The 4276-nt window shown below is 44.6% G+C and carries 2 protein-coding genes and 2 pseudogenes; 1 reads left to right on the top strand and 3 read right to left on the bottom strand.

Features of this window, described 5'->3' with window-relative positions; all coding sequences use genetic code 11:
- Positions 1-2214: RHS repeat protein (locus FE394_RS18455; RefSeq protein WP_319927796.1), on the top strand; the 2214-nt coding region annotated here is incomplete at its 5' end.
- Positions 2215-2710: 496 nt separating this feature from the next.
- Here FE394_RS18455 and FE394_RS18450 read toward each other — a convergent pair.
- The 3 genes and pseudogenes from FE394_RS18450 to FE394_RS18440 all read right to left on the bottom strand — a co-directional run.
- Positions 2711-2857, bottom strand: a pseudogene (locus FE394_RS18450) (ClpX C4-type zinc finger protein); the annotation flags it as partial.
- A gap of 497 nt (positions 2858-3354) precedes the next feature.
- Positions 3355-3777 (bottom strand): hypothetical protein, encoded by a 423-nt coding sequence (locus FE394_RS18445; RefSeq protein ID WP_319927795.1) that lies wholly within the window; start codon positions 3775-3777, stop codon positions 3355-3357.
- 85 nt (positions 3778-3862) lie between these two features.
- Positions 3863-4258: pseudogene (locus FE394_RS18440) on the bottom strand (integrase domain-containing protein); the annotation flags it as partial.
- Between the last annotated feature and the right edge of the window lie 18 nt (positions 4259-4276).

The following is a 4276-nucleotide window of genomic DNA, read 5'->3' as shown; positions in this document are numbered from 1 at the left end:
CTGAGCGGTGTTCCGCTGTCAGTCACCCGTCGTCTGCTGAAGGACGCTGATAACACGGGTACCGTTGCCGACTGGCAGGGCAAGGATACCTCCGACTGGAGCGCCCTGCTGGACACTGAGACCCACACCACCCTGACCACCGCTGACGCCACGGGCGCGGTACTGACCACCACGGATGCGGTCGGTAACCTGCAACGTGTGGCGTACGACGTGGCGGGTCTGCTGAAGGGTAGCTGGCTGACGGTGAAAAACGGACAGGAGCAGGTTATCGTGAAGTCGCTGACATACTCGGCCGCTGGGCAGAAGCTGAGCGAGGAGCACGGTAATGGTGTGATGACCACATACACCTATGAACCGGAAACGCAGCGCCTGACGGGCATTAAAACGGAGCGCCCGTCCGGACATGCTGCCGGCACCAGAATTATGCAGGACCTGCGCTACAAATACGACCCGGTGGGCAACGTGCTCAGCGTGCGCAATGATGCGGAAGAAACCCGCTTCTGGCGCAACCAGAAAGTGGTGCCGGAGAACACCTATACATACGATAGCCTGTACCAGCTAGTCTCCGCCACCGGGCGTGAGATGGCTAATCTGGCCCAACAGAACAGCGCTTTACCTTCCACCATGATTCCCTTTCCATCAGACGATAGCATCTTTACTGCTTACACCCGTGCTTACACTTATGATACTGGTGGCAATCTGACACAGATACGCCACTCAGCTCCGGCCACAGGCAACAATTACACTACCCGTATCACGGTCTCGGATCGTAGTAATCGGGCGGTGCTGAGTTCGCTGACAGAAGATGCGACAAAGGTAGATACCCTATTTACGGCAGGCGGGCATCAGAATCAGCTTCAACCGGGACAGAACCTGCTCTGGACACCGCGCGGCGAATTGCTGAAGGTAGCATTAGTCATCCGTGAGGGACAGCCCTCTGATAATGAGATATACCGCTATGATGCAGCCAGCCAGCGCGTTATCAAAACAACCACTCAGCTGACGGGTGGCAGCATGCAGACACAAAGCACACTATACCTGTCAGGACTTGAACTGCGCACGACAACAAATGGTGAAACAGAAAAAGAGAAACTGCATGTTATTACGGTAGGAGAAGCAAGACGGTCGCAGGTGCGGATATTGCACTGGGAGAACGGTAAACCGTCAGAAATCAACATTAATGACCAGATACGCTACAGCTACGACAACCTTATCGGCAGCAGCGGTCTGGAGGTGGACGGCAGCGGTAACGTTATCAGTCAGGAAGAATATTACCCGTATGGAGGCACGGCGGTATGGATGGCCCGCAACCAGACAGAGGCGGATTACAAAACCCTCCGGTACTCAGGCAAGGAACGTGATGTAACGGGATTGTACTACTATGGTTACCGTTATTATCAGCCGTGGGCAGGCCGATGGCTGAGTGCCGACCCAGCGGGAACAGTGGATGGTCTGAATTTATTCCGCATGGTGAGTAATAATCCGATATCATTTTTTGATACTGATGGTCGGGTGAAAAAATCAGCAGAAGAAGTTTATGGTGAATATCAAGCGGAACACTCATCAGAAGACAGGGAATTTCCTTTCAGGATGATGACCGGAATTACTGACAATAAATTATCATTTTCATCAAAACAAGCTTCTCCCCAAAGCATGGGAAAGATACAAGATGTGAAGTTCACATTGCGCCATTATACCAGTACAAAAGAAAGCACACCGCCTTTTACCGAAATATCCACTAATATGGATCTGGTAAAAAAAGGTGTGAAAACATTAAAACGTTCAAGTGAATCGAATACAAATGACGACGACTGGAACCGATTGGGAAATACTGCCTTTACATTCTTCCTTTTGGCCATAGATGGTGAAGTGAGTGATAGAAAATTTTTATCTAACACGACGCACTACGCTGAATATGACTTATCTAATACCACGGAACTGAATGAATTATTTGGAGAAGGTACAGAGTTTTTCGCTTCCCCAGATTTACTGCATCATAAAGACCTTTCTGCGGTAAAAGCAGTGAAGGGTAAATTGACAGACTTAAAGTCACTGCTTATTGCTGCATCGAGTATACCCGCTGTACAAATTACTTCATTAAAAAGTAATCCAAAGGAATTATTAAGAAAAATAGATGAAAAATTCGGAAACTCACTCGAAATCAAAATTCCTGGCAACGTTAAAGTGAAAAAATGGAATAGTAAAAACAAATAACCTGAACTGCGTTTAAACCGTCACTAAGATACCCTTTTCCGAATAGGAAATATTCAGTGACGGTTTATTCTTTGCCGCTGGTGCACCATGGCACTTTGTGGTAACAGGTTATACCCAATCGATTTCAAGATACAGAATATCCGTTTTAATCTTTGGGGTTTTTATAAAATTCGCCAAGCTAGGGGAACAGCTTAGACTTTGTGTCCGGTTTTATCAGAACATTTGCTGCTACGCTGTATGACTGACTTGAATCGTTAAACTGAATCTCTGTAGAAGATCCTCCCATCAGATACAAATCACAAGTTTTACTATAAGGAATAACCTGTAGCATATGCCGTTCTGTCAATAGTGCTATGGTTGTTTTCATCTGCACTTTATCCAGTTCGATTTGTTCCTGTAATATCACATGAGTGCATACCACCGCACGATTAAATACTCCCACAGCGGAGCTATAGAGAAAGCGGTATAAATCAGCGGCATTTTTATCCAATATTTCAACTTCTTTGACTTTTTTGCGTTCTAAAACAATCTCCTGACAAAGGTCTATGCATTCCTCACAAATATAAACACTCGAACCAGCAACTAATGTGTTGGCCTCACTTTTGGATTTACCACAAAACGAACAATACGGTTCTACTGACATAACAACACTCTGACAATTAATGATTACCCCTATTTTAAAAGACAAATACAGAAGATAAAGGATGTATTTGTCTTTATATACTCTATAGCTAAATAAGCATTCAAATTGTTAGATCACTTCCTTACTCCTCGCGCCGCGAGGAGTAAGGAGTCTTCATGACCTGAGTGTACTGCTATTATGACATCTTATTTAGAAAGAAATCTGAAAAACATGACTAACACTAAATATAAATCCATAAAAAATTATAGCATTAATTATTTTTAACTTAATTACTGACATCTGGAAAAATATAAATTTTATTTTTTATATCATAAATGATGGAAAATTAATATTTACTCAATACCATTAGTGGGAGGTTCCCATTTGTTTTAATTTCAAGCTTATAATCTCCCTTACCTTTAGCTGAGTCACCAGACATAACCTGCTTATTGCTAAACTGTTTACTACTGTCTGTAAAATAAACGTAACTGTCATGTTGAAACATATAGTTCACAATATCAGAGACCCCCTTTAACTTGATTGCGAAATTGCCTTTTGGGCTGCTGATTTTCAGGTGCCAGAAGTCTTTCCGCACTTTCCCCCAATAGCAGAAAGTTAAACGTAGGCAAACACCCTCCCAACTGGTTGGCTCTCATTACTGTAATGCGACCTGCCGGAATTAATTGCGATTTGCCACTGTGCAATTCCAGACCATATTTATTCAGTCGGTTAAGCAATACCTTATATACCAATTTAACTTCAAGATGCTGGTTTACGATGATTAATAATCTTTTTAAATCAATACAATAAGAGTTATGCATCATGCATCTTGAAGTAAGGTGAGTATAGAAGCATTTTGCTTCGCTGAGATATTCAAAGGTAAATGGCATATCATCGGTGTACCTCACCATTTCTGCCCAGAAACAAGCTAGAAATAACATATGAATAATCAGCTAAGCGCCTAGATTGGTTTGCTCGTATTCTGATGAACAAATTATTTGATCTAGTATGTACCAATACAACTTATTATTCACTCTCAATATTCTGGTAATACACCTGCCGGATATAACGTCCCCGCCCATCACCATGTCCTAAATCCATTGACACCAGTGCCAGCGCTTCCCGCTCACTAAAACCCTGTGCTATGTAATGTACGCCTGATTGCTCGGCAAAATGGTAGCGCATGCTGTGTGGTGCTTGTTTACCCACCAGCCCGGCACGTCTGACCATGTAACGGTAACGATCTATCGCCTGATGGAGCGTGGGCTTATCAATTAATCTGCCGCTGCGCCCTGCCTGTTCGCGCTCGGCATAGGCAATAGCCTGTTGCAGGGCTTTCCGATCTAGTATGACCGCCTGCCTCGGCCGTCCGCCTTTGGTGCCAAACACCACCCGCACCGACGTGTGACCGTTCTCCAGCGCTCAGACGCGGATTGTCCG

The organism is Xenorhabdus littoralis (assembly GCF_033949345.1).
GTDB lineage: Bacteria > Pseudomonadota > Gammaproteobacteria > Enterobacterales > Enterobacteriaceae > Xenorhabdus > Xenorhabdus littoralis.
Note: the sequence above shows the minus strand (reverse complement) of the source record. Positions and strands in the feature narration are given on the sequence as shown.

Excerpts from the sequence above, each read along its gene's own strand:
- FE394_RS18445 (WP_319927795.1), bottom strand. The coding sequence starts at position 3,777 with ATGTTATTTCTAGCTTGTTTCTGGGCAGAAATGGTGAGGTACACCGAT.